The sequence below is a fragment of the Nocardia pseudovaccinii genome, assembly GCF_050942345.1.
In the GTDB taxonomy this organism is placed as follows: domain Bacteria; phylum Actinomycetota; class Actinomycetes; order Mycobacteriales; family Mycobacteriaceae; genus Nocardia; species Nocardia pseudovaccinii.
Genome location: NZ_CP192074.1, coordinates 5,025,277 through 5,042,890, shown reverse-complemented (window position 1 = coordinate 5,042,890; position 17,614 = coordinate 5,025,277). Strand labels below are relative to the sequence as shown.

Here is a 17,614-nt window from a genome sequence, read left to right as displayed (position 1 = left end):
GCCAGCGAACGCGGATGTCAGCGGCGTGAGATCGCGCTCGGTCAGTAGCCGGGCGGAGCTGAGGCCGAGGCGGGTCGAGTTGCTGGGAAGTCTTGCGGCGGAAGTTGATTCGGTAACTATTCGGCTCCCGGCACGTCGACGACATCGGCCCTGCGAAGCAGGCCCGCCTCACATCGATCCCACCGATACCGATCGGGGCTTGCGGTGGCGGAGCACCTCGTGAGGGTCCGTTGTACGGACCCGGTGCGTGGTGGTGGTAGCTCATGTGCGAATCTCGAGGTGTCGACTCAGGGAAAGGGCTACTCATGATGCTCGGTATGGTCCTCGGCGACTTCGGTGCTCGCGCTTCGACGCGGGACCGCTAGTCCGTCCGTACAGCCCCGGCTGCCTCAGGCCGTTCTCCCGCTCCTCGTCGAAGCGCTCTCCGTGCCAACGCACGTCCGATCACGAGGAGCACCCCATGTCGACCATTCACTGGACCGAAGCAGACACCGTCCACAGCGCGCAGTGGCATTCCGAAAGCGCGGCCGCGGCGCCCGCGCAGATCACCGTCGCCGATGACCGTATGCGTGCCGATACCGCCTATCGCCTGGCCTGCCGGGGGACGGCGCTGCTGTGGCGCGGCGATTTTCACAACGCCCGTCAGCTGTTGCGGGCACTGAGCCGCCGCATCGATCGCAAACCCGTACCGGCGGGCGCGGGACCGGCCGAATCCTTTCACCTCTATCGGCGCGCTCGTGGGCAGCGGGCACGGGTGTTGGGCAGGCTGATCGTGGAATTGGAGCCGGACCATTCCCTGGCATTGCGCCGTGCCCCCGATGTTCGGCAGGCGTGCACCGAGGTATACGGGTCCGCGCATGAGCCGATGGTGATCGCGTTGACCGAACTACTCGGAGCGATCGGAGCGCACGAGTGGCGTGAAAACGGTGTCGTGGTACCGGCTCTCGGAACGCGGATCCATCCGCACTACGGGGTGTTCTCCCCCGTGCGCGGCGAATACGTCGATCTGGTCGCCGCGGCACCGTTGCCGGCCCGGCACCACACCGCATTCGACCTCGGAACCGGAACCGGCGTGCTCGCGGCGGTGCTGGCCCGCCGCGGCGTCGGCCACATCGTCGCCACCGATATCAATCCGCGCGCACTCGCCTGCGCCCGCGACAATATCGACCGTCTCGGGCTCACGAGCCGCATCGATGTCCAGGGCCCAGGCCTGTACCCCCACGGCCGCGCACACCTGATCGTCTGCAACCCGCCGTGGCTCCCGGTCCGTCCGACCTCCACCGGCGTCTACGACCAGGAAAGCGCCATGCTGCGCGCCTTCCTGGCCGACCTCCCCGCTCATCTCGAACCCGGCGGCGAGGGCTGGCTGGTCCTATCCGATCTGGCCGAACGCCTCGGCCTGCGCACCCGCACCGAACTCCTCACCGCCATCGACTCGGCAGGACTGCGCGTCATCGACCGGATCGACACCCGACCCCACCACTCCCGACCCCGCGACACCACAGACCCGTTCCACGCAGTCCGAGCAGCAGAAGTGACCTCCCTGTGGCGCCTGGCCACCCGGATACCGTGCCAGCACCCGAAATTCATCAAGGGCACCGGCTGATCCCCGGTCGGTTTCGGGGTCCATCCTCGACCCGCATCGCGCCGGAACCATCCGCGACGGCGCATGTGGACCCCGCGACCGCCTGCAGAACTGGGGAGCGAGAGTCGCGATCTGTCCTCGACTCGCCATCGTGGCGCCAGGAAACTCGCTTCGAAACCCGAAGCGCACTGGCCGCGTTCATCCGTCGGCTTCCGAAAGGGTACTCGCCCCGACCCGGTGGCTCGGGTGCGTCGCGAACCTTCGCGAGCCGTGACCGCGAGCGCGGAAGGCAGACAGGCACGGGCGAAATCGGGTGAAAACGGCACGCGGGGGTTGGGTGGCAACTTACGGTCGGGAAGAAAATGTGGCCGTAGTGATTGTGGTGTGCGATGACCGAACCGAATACCTCCTGTGCCGCCTTCCAGCGGGTGGCGGCGATCGATCCCGACGCGATCGCGGTGCGCTCCATCGGTGGCGGGCATGCCCTGACCTGGCGCGAGTACGCCGAGCAGGTGCGGCATATCGCGGCGGGATTGCACGCGCTCGGGATCGGGCGCGGGGATACGGTCGCGCTGATGATGGCCAATCGGGTCGAGTTCTATCCGATCGAGGTGGGCGCACAGCACACCGGCGCGACCTCGTTCTCGGTGTACAACACCCTCGCACCCGAGCAGTTGAACTACGTGTTCGGCAATGCGGGCAATCGGGTGGTGATCTGCGAGGAACAGTACGTCGAGCGGGTCCGCGCCTGTGGAGCGCAGATCGAGACCATCGTGTGCATGGATGCCGAGCATGCGGGAACGATCAGTCTCGCGGAGCTGAAGGCCAAGGGCCGCAACGATTTCGACTTCGAGGCGACGTGGCGTTCGGTTCGGCCGGACGATATCGCGACGCTGGTCTACACCTCGGGTACTACCGGAAATCCGAAGGGCGTCGAGATCACCCATGCCAACCTGACCGCCGAGGCGCACGCCTTCAATGCCGTACTCCCGGTGGAATTCGGCGACCGGCAGACCTCCTACCTGCCGACCGCGCATATGGCCGACCGGTTCACCGCGCTGTACCTGCAGGAGTACTACGGCATTCAGATCACCGTCGTGCCGGACCGCAACCAGCTGCCGGCGGCGCTATTGGATGCGCGTCCGACGATTTGGGGTGCGGTGCCACGGGTGTGGGAGAAGTTCAAGGCCGCGGTCGAGTTCTCGGTCGCCAACGAGCCCGACGAAACGACAAGGACCGCACTGCGATGGGCACTCGGCGTGGCCGCACGCAAGGCCGCAGTGCTACTGGAGGGTGGAACCGTCGATGCGGAGCTGGCCACCGAATGGGCAAAGGCCGACGAGTCGGTGCTGTCGAAGCTGCGCGCCAAACTCGGCCTGGACCAGGTGAAGTGGGCGATGTCGGGTGCCGCGCCGATCCCGCCGGAGACCCTCGGTTTCTTCTGCGGTCTCGGCGTCCCCATCTCCGAGATCTGGGGTATGTCCGAACTGACCTGTGTGGCCAGCGCCAGCCCACCCGCCGAGGCGCGCCTGGGCACCGTCGGTCGCATGCTGCCCGGTTCGGAGGCCAAAATCGCCGACGACGGCGAATTCCTGGTCCGCGGACCACTCGTCATGAAGCGCTACCGCAAGGAACCGGGCAAGACCGCCGACGCGATCGACGCCGACGGCTGGCTGCACACCGGCGATATCCTCACCCGCGACACCGACGGCTACCTACGCGTGGTCGACCGCAAGAAGGAACTCATCATCAACGCGGCCGGAAAGAACATGTCCCCGGCCAATATCGAGAACACCGTCAAGGCCGCCACCCCGCTGGTCGGCTCGATCGTCACCATCGGCGACACCCGCCCCTACAACACCGCCCTGATCGTGCTCGACGCCGAATCCGCGACACCCTATGCGACTCAACGCGGTCTGCCCGACGCCTCCGCTCCCGCCTTGGCCGCCGACCCGGGCGTCATCGCCGAAATCGCCCAGGGCATAGCCGCGGGCAATGCGAAACTGTCCCGCGTGGAACAGATCAAACGCTTCACCATCCTGCCCACCTTCTGGGAGCCCGGCGGCGACGAGATCACCCTCACCATGAAACTGCGCCGCAAGCCCATCGCGACCAAATACGCCACCGAAATCGAAACCCTCTACGCCCCAACCCTCTCCGTCACCACCCACGAACCAGCCACCCAAATCCCCTCCGAGGTCTGACCCCGCGCTTCTCACGCCTCGGCGCGCAGGGCGTCGACGGGGCAGGTGTCGATGGCGAGTTGGGCGTCGGCGTGGTCGGGAGTAGGGATGGGGTCGGTGAGGATGCTGACTGTGCCGGAGTCGTCGACCTGGAAGATGTGCGGGAGTAAGGCTTCGCACATGGCGTGGCCTTGGCAGCGGGTTCGGTCGGCGGTGATTCTCATGCGGGACGCCGGGTTTCGACGCGTGCGGCTTGCAGCCGGATCGGGAGGCCGTCGAGTGGGATGGGGCCGGTCGCCCAGCCCATCGGCGGCGCATATCCGGCGGGTACCGACCACTGGTAGTGCAACAGCATGCGATGCATGATCGCCTTGACGGTCATGCCGCCGAAGTACAGGCCGATGCACTTGTGCGCGCCGCCGCCGAAGGGCGCCCAGACGTAGCGGTGGGATTTGTCCTCTTGGCGTTCGGCGGTGAAACGCTCCGGATCGAAGACATCGGGGTCGTGCCACCAGCGGTCGATACGCATCGCCGAATGCGAGCCGATGACGACAATGGTGCCCGCGGGTAGGAAGTGGCCCTGGATCGCGGTGTCGCGCACCGTCTCCCGGATCTGCTGACCGACCGGGGAGTACATCCGCAGGATCTCCTTGAACACCAGATCCAGGGCGGGCAGCCGGTCGAGATCGTCGTAATCGAGCGAATCCTTGCCCAGCGCTTGCGATTCGGCGCGCAGCCGGTCCTGCCACTCCGGATGCAAACCGAGTTGATAGCCCATCATCGCCAGCGCGATGGTGCTGGTGTCGTGCGCGGCCATCAGCACGAAGATCAGATGGTCGACGATGTCCTGATCGGTGAAGGTATGGCCCTCATCGCTTGCGGTGTGGCACAGCACGCTGAACAGGTCGTCACCGGTGCCCGCACGTCTGGCGGGCATTTCCCGGCGGCAGTAGTCCTCGAGTACCTTGCGCCCGCGCAAGCCCTTCGCCCACACACCGCCGGGCAGATTGGTGCGCACCAACGCCTGCCCCCCGCGCACCGCATCGATGAACGCACGCTCGAGCCGCGCCGCCTCTGGACCGAGGCGTGCGCCCATGAACACCTCCGACGCCATGCGCAGCAGCACATGTTTCGTTGCCGGGAAAAGTTGAAAGTCGTTGGCGGGCAACCAGTCACTCATGCCGCGAGCAATCGCCGGTGTGGTGATGTCGAGATAGCCGACCAGTCGAGGCCGGGTGAAGGCCTGCTGCAGAATGCGCCGGTGGTATCGGTGCTCCTCGAAATCGCGCAGCAGGATGCCGCCGCGGAAGAACGGTCCGATGAAGAAGTCGTAGCCCCCCTTGGCGGAGTAAACCTTGTCCCGGTCCGCGAGCACCTCCTCGATCGCCTCCGGGCTCACCACCATCACGACCTGCCGCCCGAGCAGTCCAGACCACTGCACGGGACCGTATTTCTCGAAGCGCCGCCGCGCGAAATCGAGGTTGTCCGTCATGGCTGGGAGGGCGTGCCCGATCACCGGTAAGCCGTAATCGCCTAGTATCGGCCGCAATTCGCTACCGGCGGGTGGTTCGGCGAGGGCTCGGGTCCGTGACGGATAACGCTCGGCCAGCGCGGATGCGGCGTACTTTGCCCGTCGGCCCATCGTCGACATCATGGTCGTCCTCTCGCATCCTTGCGAAAATCGTGTGATCCACACCATACAGGAATCAATGGTTTCCGTAAACGGTTGTTTCCTGATTTGCCTGCGGCATACTGAGCCTGTGACACGGGCAGCGACCGGGATCTACCGCGGCACCTCCGCCGAGCAGCGGCGCGAGGATCGCCGCCGTCGTCTGATGGATGCGGCCCTGGAGATCATCGGCACCCAGGGGTGGGCGACCACCACGGTGCGCGGAGTCTGCGAACAGGCCAAGGTCGGCCCGCGCTTCTTCTACGAGAGCTTCTCGGACCTCGACGCCCTGGCCGCCGCCGTGCACGACGAGATCATCGACACCGCCGTCCGCAGTTCCCTCGACGCCCTCGCCGCCGCACCCGAGGGGATTCCGGCCAAAACGCGTGCGGCGGTCACCGGGATCGTCACCTCCGTCATCGACGACCCGCGCCGCGCCCGCATCGCCTTCGCCGAAGCCCACGGCAGCGAAACCCTGATGCGCCGCCGCGCCGCCGCCATGCGCACCATCGCCGACGTCGTCGCCGATCAGGAACGCGCTCTCCTCGCGCCACCACCGGGCAGCGACACCCTGGTGCGCGCGGTCTCGCTGATGATCACCGGCGGCGCCGCCGAACTGATCCTGGCCTGGCTCGACGGCGGCATCGACGTCACCCGCGACGAACTCATCGACCTCTGCGTCGAATTCGTCCTCACCTTCGCCGACAACCTGGCCACCATGGCCGCCCGCCTGCCACCCAGACCAGTTCCCTGAGCGGCGCTTCGGTCCGGATTGCATCGCGAGCTGGTCGGGTCCATCGCCTCGATCGGAGTGCGGCGACCGTATGGCTGGCAGCGTTCGCGCAGGTCGATGGCTGTGCAAGGCTGGCGTTGGCTTCCGCACACGACGCTGTGCCGATCGAGTGCAGAGTCCCGAGGCGTGGTGGGTTACGAGCGGGAACAAGTATCGGCCGAGGTAGCCGGGAGGTGCTCGCCGTAAGCCGCTCTGGGAGTTGTGCTGGTGGTCATGCGGTGGGACTGCGACACTCGACGAGGTGCGTGGCTGTAAGACGCTGTGGGAGTTGGGGTTACAGCGGGAAGGTCAGGCAGCGGGGGTTGACGTAGTCGACCGGGTCGTGCAGGGGGCGCAGGTTCGGGCGGTGGTCCGTGGGGATGCGCGACAGTTCGCCACGCAGTGGGATGTCGTAAGTGGCGGCGGAGGCGGTCAAGCCGGGAAGCCAGTTGTCGTGGTGGCTGGGAACGAACAGTGCGGGACGGATGGCCTCGATGTAGCGGCGCGGGTCGCGAAGACCATTGCTGATCTGGTTGAAGCCCTGGACCGCGCCGATCTGGACGTCGGTGGGTGGAAGGTCGGCGAAAACGTCGAAGACCTGCGGGGCCTTCTCGGTGAGCGGCCCCGAGGAATCGTGCCAGACCAGCGTGAATCCGGGAACGCGGAATTGGTAGAGGAGGGTGCCGCCCTCCGGATCGCCGAGGCGCGGCGCACTCTGCAGGACACCGGCCAGCGTCGGTGGATGTCGCACCAGAGCGCCCAGTTCCGGCAGCGGGAACAACGGCGCGGACCCGCCGGGCCGCTCGGGAGCGGTGCGCGCGGAGTGCAGGTGACGAACCGCGGTGACCTCCACCGGTCCCACAGTGAACTCGTGCCGCTCCCCCGGCAGCGACGCACCGTCCCCGAGCGCGACCGTCCGGAATGTCGGATCCGCCACCTGCGCACGGATATTCACGCCGTGCTCGGCGGTTCCATACACGACTGCCCCCGACGCCTCGGCGATCCGACCCGCATCAGCGGCATGATCGAAATGCCCGTGCCCGATGAATATCGCCTCCGGCGCCAGATCCGCCAGATCCTGCGCCGTCGCGGGCACATAACCGGTGCTCGTCAGCCGCGGCACCCACGCATCCAGCAGAAACACCGACCCGGCCAGCGCGAACGCATAGGTCGTACACCCCACCCAGGACAACACCACCCGATCCGCACGCACCGCACCCGTATCCGGATCCACCACGTCCGTCCCGAAGAACCGCACCCGCGCCGCCACCGTCCGCGGATCCGCCTGCGCGGCCGAGGCCTGCAACCGCCCCGCCGCCAACGCCGTACCCGCGCCGATCACACCACCGAGCGCCGACCACCGCCCCACCAAGCCCCGAGGATGAATGCCGCACACCCGTGTACAACACCACGGATCACCGCCCCGAACAACCCAGACCCTGTCCGGCGGCCGCACCGAGCCGACATTCCTGACCACACAAGCACTTTCGCCCCCACCAGATACGCAGGCTGAAGCGAGTGAAGGAGCGCGTCGAAGTGCTCTGGGCGGCCGCCGACAGTTGCGCGCGTCTGCGCGCCGCGCCGCTGATCAAGTGAGCTGATCGAATCCGCTCGGGCGCGATTGGTTACAGGTCGTGCGGCGGTTTCGGCGCAAGTGATAACCACCTCGATGGCCCGAGATCCACGAGTGGAGCTCACGGACCTGTCGAGTCCATGCAGCGGACGGCTTGTACACGCCCTGCAGTTCGCATCCAGCGGTAGCCGCGATCTCGAGACGCGGCGCGAATCTCACGGCACCGTCCGCCGCCGTGGCATGCCGAGTTGGGGCCCGCCGCGGCGACGGACAGGACGCGGACGCCGCTTCCGTCCGGGGCGGGTTACCACTGTGACGCCTATCGAATCCACGGCTGGGGAGCGCAGATGGCACGGTGAAGTGCAACCACAGTCCACAGCATCCGCTGATCTCTGTTCAGGCGGGGCGGATCACAGCTGTACGCCCAGCAGACCGTCCACGGCGGTTGCGATCAGGGCTGGGGCATCGCTGTCTCGACCTCCGTAATTCAGGGCCTGGTTGGCCCAGTTGTCCACGGCGGCAAGGGCTTTCGGGGTGTCGAGGTCATCAGCGAGGTGTTGGCGGAGGCGGGCGACGGTGTCCTGGGCGGCAGGGCCGGAAGCGAGCGCGGTGGCTCGGCGCCACAGGTCCAGGCGGGCGGTGGCGGCGGCGAGGACGGCGTCGGTCCACATACGGTCTTGGCGGTAGTGACCGGCGAGCAGGCCGAGGCGGATCGCGGCCGGGTCGACGCCCGCGGCGCGCAGCTTGGAGACGAGCACCAAGTTGCCGCGCGACTTGGACATCTTCTCGCCGTCCAGGCCGATCAGACCGGCGTGCACGTAGTGGCGGGCGAAGCGGCGGCCCGCGATCAATGCCTCGGCGTGTGCAGCGGAGTACTCGTGGTGCGGATAGATCAGGTCGCTACCGCCGCCTTGGATATCGAATTCGGGGCCGACGCGGTTGAGCGCGATCGCCGCACACTCGATATGCCAACCCGGTCGCCCGGCACCGAACGGTGCCGGCCAGGACGGCTCGTCGGGACGCGCCGCGCGCCACAGCAGTGCGTCGATGGTGTCGCGCTTGCCGGGACGGTCGGGATCGCCACCGCGTTCGGCGAACAGGCGATCCATGGTTGCGCGGTCGTAGCCCGATTCGTAGCCGAACTGCTCGGTGGCATCGGCGCGGAAGTAGATGTCCGGATATTCGGCATCCTCGACCGTGTACGCCGCGCCCGAGGCCAGCAGCTTCTGCACGAATTCGATGACCTCGTCGACGGACTCCACGGCGCCGATGTAGTCGCGCGGCGGCACGATGCGCAGGGCGGACATGTCCTCGCGGAACAGATTGATCTCGCGGGTGCCCAGATCGCGCCAGTCCACACCGTCGCGGGCGGCGCGCTCGAACAGCGGGTCGTCGACGTCGGTGACGTTCTGCACGTAGTGCACCTCGTGGCCCGCGTCGCGCCACAGCCGGTTGACCAGGTCGAACGTCAAGTAGGTGGCGGCGTGGCCGAGGTGGGTGGCGTCGTAGGGGGTGATCCCGCAGACGTACATGGTGGCCGTAGGGCCCGGGGTCACCGGGCGAACCTGCCGGTCGGCGGTGTCGTACAACCGCAACGGTGGCCCTGCTCCGGGAATTGTCGGTAGGGCGGTATCGGACCAGGACTGCATGATTCGAGGGTAAAGGTGTGGTGGAGGCCATTGCGCCGCACCCTGCTCCCAACGATAGGTTGTATGCCCACCACCCCGGATCTGACCTGCCCCGATGTCGCAAAAGTCGGCTGTCAATGTTTGCCGTCCTGCGGATCGAATTGCCGTGAGTGGCGCAGGTCACTGTCGCTGAGTTCGCCGTGTGCACGGGGCTGTCCGAATTCGGCCGCGGCCGAGTGCGATCGCGCTAGGTTGGACGAGTGACTGTTCTCGGTGCGGTGTCGATGCCCCAAGTTTCCCCCGAACATTTGGTCGCGGTCGCGGCCGCAGCCGAGGACAGCGGTCTCGAGGAACTGTGGTTGTGGGAGGACTGCTTCTGGGCCGGTGGAATCACCACCGCCGCAACGGTGTTGGCGCGGACCGAGCGGGTGCGCGTCGGGATCGGGGTGATGCCGGTGCCGCTGCGTAATGTGGCGCTCACCGCCATGGAGGTGGCGACGCTGTTGCGGCTGTATCCGGGCCGGGTGATTCCGGGTTTCGGGCACGGTGTGCAGGACTGGATGGGACAGATCGGCGCGCGGGTCGAATCGCCGATGACGCTGCTACGAGAACATCTGGTTGCGCTGCGCGGCTTGCTGAACGGTGAAAAGGTCAGCGCCGCAGGCCGATACGTGCACCTCGACAATGTCGCCCTGGAATGGCCGCCGACCACGTCCCCGCCGATCACCGCCGCCGCGACCGGCCCGCAGACCCTGCGGCTGTCCGGTGAACTCGCCGACGCCACCATCCTCACCGGACGAACCACCCCCGACGGTGTTCGCGCCGCCCGTGCGCGCATCGAGGAAGGCCGCGCGAAAGCCGCACGCACCGAACCGCATCGGGTCATCGTCAACCTGCTCACGGCCACCGGCCCCGGCGCGGCCGAACGCTTGACGGCGGCCCAGCAACGCAACTCCAGCGAGCACCCACCCGAGGCAGGCGTCGCGGGCGACGCACAAGCCGTCGCGGATGCCGTCCGCCGCTACGTCGACGCAGGCGCCGACACCGTAGTCCTCGAACCCACCGATGACGATCCGAACCTGATCGAATTCGTCCGCTTCGCCGGTGCCGAAGTCCGCCCGCTGCTCAACTGAGCGCGCCACCCCCGGCTGCGGTCGGGCTCCAGCGGCGCGAGCGGATTGCCCCGCCTCGGCGAGCAATCGGTATCGAATGGCGGGTGAAAGATCCGGACCGCGACTGTCCACCAGGGCGGCCGCCGACTCCTGCGCCAGGCCGGTCAGCGCGAGTTCGGGCATCTGCAGAACGCCGCACGAATCCCCGCCCCTCCGCGCCAGGTCGGAAAGCGGAAACCGTAATCCCATCAGGCAGCACATGCGCCCTGACACTCGATGCAATACGGCACCGCCCGCACATCGCAAGCGGACGCCGACGGTATCCCCGGGCTGTGCCGACTTCAGCTCAGAACGCGGGCCACGGAATCGGCCGCGACGTGCGCGGCACCGGCATCACCGGGTTGTCCAGCAGTTCCTGCGTACGGTCGGCGAGGGCCTCGATCTCGGCATCGGTGAGATGCGGTGCGAGATCATCGGCGACCGAAGCGGGCAGTTCCTCGGCGAAGGCGGCGATATCGGTCATCAACCCGTCAGAGATCGGTTTACCCGCCCAGCCCCACAGCACCGTGCGCAACTTGTGCTCACTGTGCAGGCAGATGCCGTGATCGACGCCGTAGACCTGCCCGTCGACACCTTCCAGCGCATGCCCGCCCTTGCGGTCGGCATTGTTGAGCAGCACGTCGAGCACCGCCATCCGCTGCAGTCGCGGATCGTCGGCATGGATCAGCGATACCTCGTTACCCGCCGGATCCTCGGCACGCAGCACCTCACAGAACCCCTCCGGCACCGCACCCAACGGCACCAGATCCACCAGATCGAGCCGGTTGCCCTGATCGGTGTGGTTGTCCACCGACTCCACCCACCGCTGGACCATGCCCGGCCCATAGGGTCCATCGCGCAGAATTGTCTCCGGAATGACACCCCACCCGAGTGCATCCGAGACCCGATACGAGGCCACCTCACGCCCGGCCAGGGTGCCGTCCGGGAAATCCCATAGTGGCCGTTCCCCGCGCACCGGCTTGTAGACCACGCGAACGCCGTCCGTATCGCAGACGAGGGTGACATTGCTCGCGGTCGTCACCCGACCGATCACCGTCAATTCCGCGGTGTGCCACCGAGGCTCGGCCACGGACTACTCCTCTAGCTCGGCGGCGCCGAAAATATCCCCGCGCTTGTATCCGTTGGTTCGCACACACATATGCCCGCGCGAGGAAAGCGGTTCCCCGCACAGCGGACACGGCGGCCGACCCGCCGCGATCACCCGGGTGGAGCGCAACGCGAACTCCCGCGCCTGGATCGGGGTCAGGAACACCCGCACCGCGTCGGGGCCCTCCTCGGTGTCATCGAGCACCACCGACTCGTCGACCTCGGTTTCGGTGATCGCCAACAGTTCCACCACCACCGCGCCCGCATCGGCGTCCCAACCCAGGCCCATGGTGCCGACCCGGAACTCGGCGTCGATCGGGGTCACCAGCGGGTCGCTATCGGAGATGTCCTCGGCCTGCGGCGGCACCTCGGCGCCGAAGCGGCGCGCGACCTCGTCGAGCAGCAGACCCATCCGGTCGGCGAGCACCTTCACCTGTTGCTTCTCCAGCAACACGCTGACCACCCGTGGTTCCTGCACGGCCTGCAGGTAGAACGCGCGATCGCCCGGCTCACCGACGGTCCCGGCGACAAAACGATCGGGGGTGCGAAATACGTGGATTGCGCGAGACATCTGCACCTCCTGATACGTGACCCTGATCGACTACCCGCGGCGCTGGACTCCGCAACACGCCACCTACTCGTTTACAAGGAATCTCGAAGCTCCGCATTCCCATTATCCGCACTCGGGGTACCACCAAGCTCGCCACCGGGAACCGGACCGGCTTCGGGCTCCGCGGGCGACCCGGAATCCGAGGCGGGCCGTTGCGGTTTGATTGCCAAACCGGACAGATCCGCCCCCGTGTCGTTGAGCCGAACCACATACGGCGCGGTCGGGGTGTAGCGCACGATGCTGAGCGAGGCGGGTTCGACCACGATGCGCTGGAAACCGTCGAGGTGCAGGCCGAGCGCGTCGGCGAGCACGGATTTGATCACGTCACCGTGTGTGCACGCCACCCACAGCACGTCGTGACCTGCCTTCTCGGCGAGCCGTCGATCATGCTCGCGCACCGCGGCCACGGCACGGATCTGCACCTGCGCCAGACCTTCGCCGCCGGGAAAGATCGCGCCCGAGGCGTGCCGCTGCACCACCTTCCACAGCGGTTCGGTCACCAGATCCGCGATCGCCTTGCCGGTCCAGTCGCCGTAGTCGACCTCGATCAAACGATCGTCGTACTCCGGTTCCAGACCGAGCTTTTCCGCAAGCGGTGCGACCGTGCGCTGACAGCGCAGCAGCGGCGAATGCACGATGTGCTCGATCGGCAGCGCGGCGAGCCGTTCGGCGACGGCGCGAGCCTGGGTATCGCCGTGCTCGGTCAGATCGACGCCCGCACTGCGCCCGGCCAGGGTGCGGGCGGTATTCGAGGTCGAAACACCGTGCCGCAGCAGGATCACCGTCATGGCACCAGCCTAACGATCATGTCGCCGACACCACTCCGCTCGCGAGCAGGCCCATGACCGTCAGCCCGAGCACGATGCGGTAGCCGACGAACCAGTCAAGGGAATGTTTGCCGACGAACTTCAACAGCCATGCCACCGACGCATACCCGACCACGAACGCCAGAATCGTCGCGACCAGCAGTTGTGGTCCGCTGGCATTGAGGCCCTCACCCGCTGGTTCGAACGCGTCGGGCAGGCTGAACAGGCCAGACGCGGTCACCGCGGGAATGGCGAGCAGGAACGAGAACCGCACCGCCGCTTCACGCTCGAGTCCGAGGAACAGACCCGCCGTCGCGGTCGCACCGGAACGCGACACACCCGGGACCAGGGCCAGACATTGCGCGAAGCCCATGATCAAACCGTCACGGGTGGTCAGCTGCTCGATCGGGCGGATCCTGCGTCCGTAGTACTCACCAGCGGCGATGACCAGCGCGAACGCGACCAGCATGAACGAGATCAGCCATAAATTGCGGGCGCCGGTGCGGATCTGATCCTTGAACAGGAACCCGAGCACCCCGATCGGGATCGTCGCGATGATCACATACCAGCCGATGCGGTAGTCGAGTTCACGCTGCGCCTGCTCGTCCAGGACGCGCTTGTGATCGGCGGTGATGACCGGAAGGCGCATGGTGGGCTGGTCGTGCAGCGGCAGCTCCGGCTCGCCACGCTTTGTCAGCCGATCGCGCAGCCCGGCGAACCACGCGAGGATGATCCGCCAGATGTCCTTGGCGAAGAAGACCAGCACCGCCGCCTCGGTGCCCAACTGGGTGACCGCAGTGAACGAGGCGCCCGCGTCGTCGCCGAAGAACACCCCCGAGACGATGCGCAGATGCGCCGAAGAGGAGATCGGCAGAAACTCCGTGAGACCCTGCACCAGACCAAGTACCAAGGCCTGAACCCAGGTCATCGACTCGCCGACCACGAACCAGCCTCCACTTCCGCCCGAAATATGTGTTCCTACTGGGCAATTGGTCCGGCGATCGGTCGCATCACAGTGACCACCGCCGCAATCTCGCAGCGACAGTACAGTGTCGAGATGGCGGCGGCATGCTCGGCTCGACCGTGCGACCCACGGTGCTGGTGGGCGTCGAGTTGCGTATCCACACTCTAGGCTTGGCGCCGTGACGATTGCGCGGACACGGTGATGGAACAGCGGACGGTCGGCCGCAGCGGCCTACGGGTGTCCCGGATAGGACTTGCCACCCACACCTGGGGGGCGCATACCGATACCGACGATGCGGCGGTGCAATTGGTGGCGTTCGCCGAGGCCGGCGGCACACTGGTCGACACCTCCCCGGCCTATGCGGGCGGTGCGGCACAACGGATCCTGGCCGAACTGCTCGGTGATCTGGTCTCCCGCGACGATCTGGTGCTCAGCGGCTGCGCGGGTGTCGCGCCGCGGACCACGCCCGCACCCGTCGGGCCGACCGTTCCCGAACCGGAGCCGGTGCGACCGGCCGTGGACACCTCCCGTCGCGCGCTGTTGCGCCAGCTCGATCGGACACTGCTCGAACTGGGCACCGACTATCTCGATATCTGGCATGTCGCCGCCTGGGACCCGGCGACCCCGCTCGACGAGGTCGCCGCCACTCTCGAATTCGCGGTGCGCTCCGGACGCGTCCGCTACGCCGGTGCGCGCGGGTTCAATGCCTGGCAGGTCGCCAGCCTCGCCGCGGTCGCGCCCGTCACCGTCGCGCAGACCCCGTACTCGCTGTTGGTCCGTGACACCGAAACCGATTTCATCCCGGCCGCGCAGCATCACGGTGTGGGGCTCATCGCGACCGCACCGCTGGCCGGGGGCATTCTCACCGGCAAATACCGTGACGGGGTGCCCGCCGATTCGCGCGGTGCGGACGAGGCGACCGCCGCCGAGATCCGGCACCGGCTCGACGACCACGCGACCCGGGTGGTCGAGGCGCTGGTGACCGCCGCCGACGGACTGGCCACCTCACCGTTGGCCGTAGCCCTCGCCTGGATCCGCGACCGTCCCGGCATCGCGAGCATGATCGTCGGCGCGCGCGATATCGGGCAGCTCACCGGGGTGCTGGCCGCCGAGACATTGGAACTGCCGCGTGCCATCGCGGCCGCGCTCGACGATGTCAGCGCACGCGCGGCGGGGTGATTCGATGAGGGAGGCTAGCCTTACCTGCATGAGGTTTCTCGACCGTGTCCGATCCGGCGGGGTGCGTTCCCTCCTGGCCGTGCTGGCATTGGCCCTGCTGGTCGGTTCGGCCTGCGGAACCGGCAGCGATGCCACCGGTAGCGGCGGACGCGGGCCGGTCACCGCGAAACTGGAGAACCTCGATCCGGTGCCGATCGGGCCCGAACCCACACCCACGCTGCCCGCGACCGTCCGATCATTCGACGGGGCCGAAGTCACGGTCACCGATGCCAGCCGCATCATCGCCGCCGACCGCTTCGGCACACTCGCGCAGACGGTCTGGGCGTTGGGTATGGGCGCCAAAATGGTGGGGCGCAGCACCGCGGCCGGATTTCCCGCGGTCGCGAATCTGCCCATCGTGACCGGTGGCAGCGGTTCGCTGAACGTGGAATCCGTTCTGGCACTGCGCCCTTCGGTCTTTCTCACCGACAGCACCAGCGCCGCTCCGCAGGTGCGCGAGCAGCTGCGCGCGGCCGGGGTGACGGTCGTCTATTTCGATCCGCAGCGCACCATGGACGGCGTGCTGCCGCAGATCGAGGCGGTCGCCGCCGCGCTCGGCGTACCCGATCGCGGCCAAGCCCTGGCCCAACGCACCCGTGGCGAAATCGCCGCCGCCAGTGCCGCGGTACCCAAACAGGACAAACCCCTCACCATCGCCTTCCTCTACCTGCGCAGCACCGCCATCACCATGCTCGCCGGACCCGGCTCCGGGGCCGATGCCCTCATCGCCGCACTCGGCGCGCGCGATGCGGGCACCGAGGCCGGATTGCCCGAACCGTTCGTCGCGATCACCAGTGAGGCCATGATCGCGGCCGCACCGGATGTGCTGCTGGTGATGTCGGACGGGCTGAAGTCGGTCGGCGGCGTCGACGGGCTGGAAAAGGTGCCCGGCATCGCGCAGACACCCGCCGGGCGCAACAAGCGCGTGGTCGATATGGCCGACTCGGTGGTGTTGAGTTTCGGCCCGAACACCGGCCGCGTGATCGCGGCCCTGAGCGAGGCCGTGTACGGCACCGAGCCCGCATGAGCCGCGCGTCACGGTGCGGCGATCGGGCCGCGCTCGGGAACGTCGGTGACGTGCGGACGGCACCTCGCGGGTGTGTGGCCGGACATCGCGGCGGTGCCGTGACGCGCGAGCGGGCCACGAGTGCACTTTGCGAACAGGTGCGAGTGTGAACGAGAGGGCCACTGGGACAACCGCGACCGACTCGGCGATGCCGCACAGTCCGCATCCGGTCGCGCCGAAGTCGCGGGGCTGGTCGCGGACTGCGATCGTATTCGCCGTGGCGGTGGCGGCGCTGGTCGTGCTGGCGTTGGCGTCCGCGGCGATCGGGCAGGTGCCGACGACCCCCGCCGAGGTCGCGGGCAGTGTGCTGCATCGGATCGGGTTGGACTGGGGGCCGATGCCCGCGCATCCGGCCGGTGAGGTGACGCTGTGGGAAGTGCGATTTCCCCGCGTGGTGCTCGCGATCCTGGTCGGGGCCGCATTGGCGACAGCGGGTGCATTGCTGCAGGGAGTGTTCGCGAATCCGCTCGCCGAACCCGGTGTGATCGGAGTGTCGGCCGGGGCGGCGGTCGGTGCGGGCACGGTGATCGTGGTGGGTGGTGCGTTCGTGGCAGCGTGGTCGGTGGCCGCGGCCGCTTTCGTCGCGGGGCTATTGACCACGCTGCTGGTGTATCTGCTGTCGCGATCGAATGGGCGCACCGAGGTGGTCACGCTGGTGCTCACCGGTGTCGCGATCAATGCCTTCGCCGGTGGGCTGATCGCGTTCCTGCTGTTCATCGCGACCCCCGCCGCCCGCGATCAGATCGTGTTCTGGCAGTTGGGCAGTCTCAACGGAGCCACCTGGGATGCGGTACATGTCGTCGCTCCGCTGGCCGCAGTCGGGATTCTCGCCGCGGTCCTCATCGCGCCCCGCCTGGACCTGCTGGCCCTCGGTGAATCCGCCGCGCGGCATCTGGGCGTCGATGTGGAGCGCTTGCGGCGCAACGTCATCCTCGTGGTCGCCGTCCTCGCCACCGCGGGTGTCGCCTTCACCGGCATCGTGCTGTTCGTCGGACTGATCGTGCCGCATGTGGTCCGCATGCTCGTCGGCCCCGCCCACCGCATCCTCATCCCGTTGAGCGCCATCATCGGCGCGGTAGTGCTCCTCGCCGCCGACGTGGCCGCCCGCTCGCTGGTCCACAACGCCGATCTCCCCCTCGGCATGCTCACCTCACTCATCGGCGGCCCCTTCTTCTTCTGGCTGCTGCGCCGCACGCGTGCTCATGCTGGAGGTTGGGCATGATTCACGAAATCTCCTGGGGCGCAAACGATCCACAAGCCGTCCGCGCGTGTCGTCGCGCTC

15 protein-coding genes are annotated in these 17,614 nt (G+C 67.6%); 7 read left to right on the top strand and 8 right to left on the bottom strand.

Features of this window, described 5'->3' with window-relative positions:
- The first annotated feature begins 460 nt into the window (after positions 1–460).
- Complete coding sequence (locus ACQPZ2_RS22755; protein WP_433520292.1) at positions 461–1,606, top strand: methyltransferase; 1,146 nt, start codon at positions 461–463, stop codon at positions 1,604–1,606.
- A gap of 368 nt (positions 1,607–1,974) precedes the next feature.
- Positions 1,975–3,789 (top strand): fatty acid--CoA ligase FadD11, encoded by a 1,815-nt coding sequence (fadD11, locus tag ACQPZ2_RS22750; RefSeq protein ID WP_433520291.1) that lies wholly within the window; start codon positions 1,975–1,977, stop codon positions 3,787–3,789.
- A gap of 11 nt (positions 3,790–3,800) precedes the next feature.
- On the opposite strand, the gene ACQPZ2_RS22745 is transcribed toward fadD11, so the two are convergent.
- Positions 3,801–3,992, bottom strand: coding sequence for a ferredoxin (locus ACQPZ2_RS22745; protein WP_433520290.1), 192 nt, complete (start codon positions 3,990–3,992; stop codon positions 3,801–3,803).
- Positions 3,989–5,410 (bottom strand): cytochrome P450, encoded by a 1,422-nt coding sequence (locus ACQPZ2_RS22740; RefSeq protein ID WP_433520289.1) that lies wholly within the window; start codon positions 5,408–5,410, stop codon positions 3,989–3,991. The genes ACQPZ2_RS22745 and ACQPZ2_RS22740 overlap by 4 nt, the downstream gene beginning before the upstream one ends.
- Before the next feature lie 118 nt (positions 5,411–5,528).
- On the opposite strand from ACQPZ2_RS22740, the gene ACQPZ2_RS22735 reads away from it, so the two are divergent.
- Positions 5,529–6,191, top strand: coding sequence for a TetR/AcrR family transcriptional regulator (locus tag ACQPZ2_RS22735; RefSeq protein ID WP_433520288.1), 663 nt, complete (start codon positions 5,529–5,531; stop codon positions 6,189–6,191).
- Between the two features lie 313 nt (positions 6,192–6,504).
- Here ACQPZ2_RS22735 and ACQPZ2_RS22730 read toward each other — a convergent pair whose 3' ends face one another.
- Both ACQPZ2_RS22730 and mshC read right to left on the bottom strand, forming a co-directional pair.
- Entirely contained in the window at positions 6,505–7,578 is a 1,074-nt protein-coding gene (locus tag ACQPZ2_RS22730) for an MBL fold metallo-hydrolase (protein WP_433527495.1), read from the bottom strand.
- A gap of 614 nt (positions 7,579–8,192) precedes the next feature.
- Positions 8,193–9,431 (bottom strand): cysteine--1-D-myo-inosityl 2-amino-2-deoxy-alpha-D-glucopyranoside ligase, encoded by a 1,239-nt coding sequence (mshC, locus tag ACQPZ2_RS22725; RefSeq protein WP_433520287.1) that lies wholly within the window; start codon positions 9,429–9,431, stop codon positions 8,193–8,195.
- Between the two features lie 239 nt (positions 9,432–9,670).
- On the opposite strand from mshC, the gene ACQPZ2_RS22720 reads away from it, so the two are divergent.
- Positions 9,671–10,543: an LLM class flavin-dependent oxidoreductase gene (locus ACQPZ2_RS22720; protein WP_433520286.1), complete on the top strand. Its 873-nt coding sequence runs from the start codon at positions 9,671–9,673 to the stop codon at positions 10,541–10,543.
- Positions 10,544–10,868: 325 nt separating this feature from the next.
- Here ACQPZ2_RS22720 and ACQPZ2_RS22715 read toward each other — a convergent pair whose 3' ends face one another.
- The 4 genes from ACQPZ2_RS22715 to ACQPZ2_RS22700 all read right to left on the bottom strand — a co-directional run bounded on the left by ACQPZ2_RS22715 (position 10,869) and on the right by ACQPZ2_RS22700 (position 14,012).
- A complete protein-coding gene (locus ACQPZ2_RS22715; RefSeq protein WP_433520285.1) occupies positions 10,869–11,651 on the bottom strand; it encodes an SCO1664 family protein in 783 nt (260 codons plus the stop codon).
- 3 nt (positions 11,652–11,654) lie between these two features.
- Positions 11,655–12,239: a DUF3090 domain-containing protein gene (locus ACQPZ2_RS22710; RefSeq protein WP_040691105.1), complete on the bottom strand. Its 585-nt coding sequence runs from the start codon at positions 12,237–12,239 to the stop codon at positions 11,655–11,657.
- Between the two features lie 71 nt (positions 12,240–12,310).
- Positions 12,311–13,066: a histidine phosphatase family protein gene (locus tag ACQPZ2_RS22705; protein ID WP_433520284.1), complete on the bottom strand. Its 756-nt coding sequence runs from the start codon at positions 13,064–13,066 to the stop codon at positions 12,311–12,313.
- A gap of 16 nt (positions 13,067–13,082) precedes the next feature.
- Positions 13,083–14,012 carry an undecaprenyl-diphosphate phosphatase gene (locus ACQPZ2_RS22700; protein ID WP_433520283.1) on the bottom strand — a complete coding sequence of 310 codons (930 nt, stop codon included), beginning with the start codon at positions 14,010–14,012 and terminating at the stop codon, positions 13,083–13,085.
- Positions 14,013–14,249: 237 nt separating this feature from the next.
- Between ACQPZ2_RS22700 and ACQPZ2_RS22695 the strand changes: the two genes are divergently transcribed.
- From ACQPZ2_RS22695 to ACQPZ2_RS22685, 3 genes are all read left to right on the top strand, one after another.
- Positions 14,250–15,227 carry an aldo/keto reductase gene (locus tag ACQPZ2_RS22695; protein WP_433520282.1) on the top strand — a complete coding sequence of 326 codons (978 nt, stop codon included), beginning with the start codon at positions 14,250–14,252 and terminating at the stop codon, positions 15,225–15,227.
- A 28-nt stretch (positions 15,228–15,255) separates the two neighbouring features.
- The gene (locus ACQPZ2_RS22690) at positions 15,256–16,293 is read left to right on the top strand and encodes a heme/hemin ABC transporter substrate-binding protein (protein ID WP_433520281.1); all 1,038 of its coding nucleotides are present in this window, start codon (positions 15,256–15,258) and stop codon (positions 16,291–16,293) included.
- Between the two features lie 187 nt (positions 16,294–16,480).
- The gene (locus ACQPZ2_RS22685; protein ID WP_433527494.1) at positions 16,481–17,554 is read left to right on the top strand and encodes a FecCD family ABC transporter permease; all 1,074 of its coding nucleotides are present in this window, start codon (positions 16,481–16,483) and stop codon (positions 17,552–17,554) included.
- The last annotated feature ends 60 nt before the right edge of the window (positions 17,555–17,614 follow it).

Coding starts and splice junctions, on each gene's coding strand:
- mshC (WP_433520287.1), bottom strand. CDS start 9,431: ATGCAGTCCTGGTCCGATACCGCCCTACCGACAATTCCCGGAGCAGGG.
- ACQPZ2_RS22755 (WP_433520292.1), top strand. CDS start 461: ATGTCGACCATTCACTGGACCGAAGCAGACACCGTCCACAGCGCGCAG.
- ACQPZ2_RS22700 (WP_433520283.1), bottom strand. CDS start 14,012: ATGACCTGGGTTCAGGCCTTGGTACTTGGTCTGGTGCAGGGTCTCACG.
- ACQPZ2_RS22690 (WP_433520281.1), top strand. CDS start 15,256: ATGAGGTTTCTCGACCGTGTCCGATCCGGCGGGGTGCGTTCCCTCCTG.
- ACQPZ2_RS22740 (WP_433520289.1), bottom strand. CDS start 5,410: ATGGGCCGACGGGCAAAGTACGCCGCATCCGCGCTGGCCGAGCGTTAT.
- fadD11 (WP_433520291.1), top strand. CDS start 1,975: ATGACCGAACCGAATACCTCCTGTGCCGCCTTCCAGCGGGTGGCGGCG.
- ACQPZ2_RS22745 (WP_433520290.1), bottom strand. CDS start 3,992: ATGAGAATCACCGCCGACCGAACCCGCTGCCAAGGCCACGCCATGTGC.
- ACQPZ2_RS22705 (WP_433520284.1), bottom strand. CDS start 13,066: ATGACGGTGATCCTGCTGCGGCACGGTGTTTCGACCTCGAATACCGCC.
- ACQPZ2_RS22710 (WP_040691105.1), bottom strand. CDS start 12,239: ATGTCTCGCGCAATCCACGTATTTCGCACCCCCGATCGTTTTGTCGCC.
- ACQPZ2_RS22695 (WP_433520282.1), top strand. CDS start 14,250: ATGGAACAGCGGACGGTCGGCCGCAGCGGCCTACGGGTGTCCCGGATA.
- ACQPZ2_RS22685 (WP_433527494.1), top strand. CDS start 16,481: ATGCCGCACAGTCCGCATCCGGTCGCGCCGAAGTCGCGGGGCTGGTCG.